This is a genomic window from Emticicia agri, from assembly GCF_004168285.1.
GTDB lineage: Bacteria > Bacteroidota > Bacteroidia > Cytophagales > Spirosomataceae > Emticicia > Emticicia agri.
On sequence record NZ_SEWF01000170.1, the window covers coordinates 1 to 1,682 of the forward strand.

The following is a 1,682-nucleotide window of genomic DNA, read 5'->3' on the forward strand; positions in this document are numbered from 1 at the left end:
CCCACACATCCACTCGCTGTCAAGGTTGCGGTCTCATTCAGACAAACCACTACATCGCTTACGGTTACCGTTGGCAATGGATTCACAATCACTTTGCCTGTGCCGGTTGCACTACATTCTTTGTTATTGGTCGTTACTTTACAGGTCGCTGTGAAGCTGTAAGTGCCTGCTGTCCCTGATGGTACAGTGATGCTGTTACCTGTGCTGCCATTACTCCAGCTGATAGTGCCACCCACACATCCACTCGCTGTCAAGGTTGCGGTCTCATTCAGACAAACCACTACATCGCTTACGGTTACCGTTGGCAATGGATTCACAATCACTTTGCCTGTGCCGGTTGCACTACATTCTTTGTTATTGGTCGTTACTTTACAGGTCGCTGTGAAGCTGTAAGTGCCTGCTGTCCCTGATGGTACAGTGATGCTGTTACCTGTGCTGCCATTACTCCAGCTGATAGTGCCACCCACACATCCACTCGCTGTCAAGGTTGCGGTCTCATTCAGACAAACCACTACATCGCTTACGGTTACCGTTGGCAATGGATTCACAATCACTTTGCCTGTGCCGGTTGCACTACATTCTTTGTTATTGGTCGTTACTTTACAGGTCGCTGTGAAGCTGTAAGTGCCTGCTGTCCCTGATGGTACAGTGATGCTGTTACCTGTGCTGCCATTACTCCAGCTGATAGTGCCACCCACACATCCACTCGCTGTCAAGGTTGCGGTCTCATTCAGACAAACCACTACATCGCTTACGGTTACCGTTGGCAATGGATTCACAATCACTTTGCCTGTGCCGGTTGCACTACATTCTTTGTTATTGGTCGTTACTTTACAGGTCGCTGTGAAGCTGTAAGTGCCTGCTGTCCCTGATGGTACAGTGATGCTGTTACCTGTGCTGCCATTACTCCAGCTGATAGTGCCACCCACACATCCACTCGCTGTCAAGGTTGCGGTCTCATTCAGACAAACCACTACATCGCTTACGGTTACCGTTGGCAATGGATTCACAATCACTTTGCCTGTGCCGGTTGCACTACATTCTTTGTTATTGGTCGTTACTTTACAGGTCGCTGTGAAGCTGTAAGTGCCTGCTGTCCCTGATGGTACAGTGATGCTGTTACCTGTGCTGCCATTACTCCAGCTGATAGTGCCACCCACACATCCACTCGCTGTCAAGGTTGCGGTCTCATTCAGACAAACCACTACATCGCTTACGGTTACCGTTGGCAATGGATTCACAATCACTTTGCCTGTGCCGGTTGCACTACATTCTTTGTTATTGGTCGTTACTTTACAGGTCGCTGTGAAGCTGTAAGTGCCTGCTGTCCCTGATGGTACAGTGATGCTGTTACCTGTGCTGCCATTACTCCAGCTGATAGTGCCACCCACACATCCACTCGCTGTCAAGGTTGCGGTCTCATTCAGACAAACCACTACATCGCTTACGGTTACCGTTGGCAATGGATTCACAATCACTTTGCCTGTGCCGGTTGCACTACATTCTTTGTTATTGGTCGTTACTTTACAGGTCGCTGTGAAGCTGTAAGTGCCTGCTGTCCCTGATGGTACAGTGATGCTGTTACCTGTGCTGCCATTACTCCAGCTGATAGTGCCACCCACACATCCACTCGCTGTCAAGGTTGCGGTCTCATTCAGACAAACCACTACATCGCTTACGGT

1 pseudogene is annotated in these 1,682 nt (G+C 49.5%); it reads right to left on the reverse strand.

Features of this window, described 5'->3' with window-relative positions:
- Positions 1-1,682, reverse strand: a pseudogene (locus EWM59_RS28175) (hypothetical protein); the annotation flags it as partial.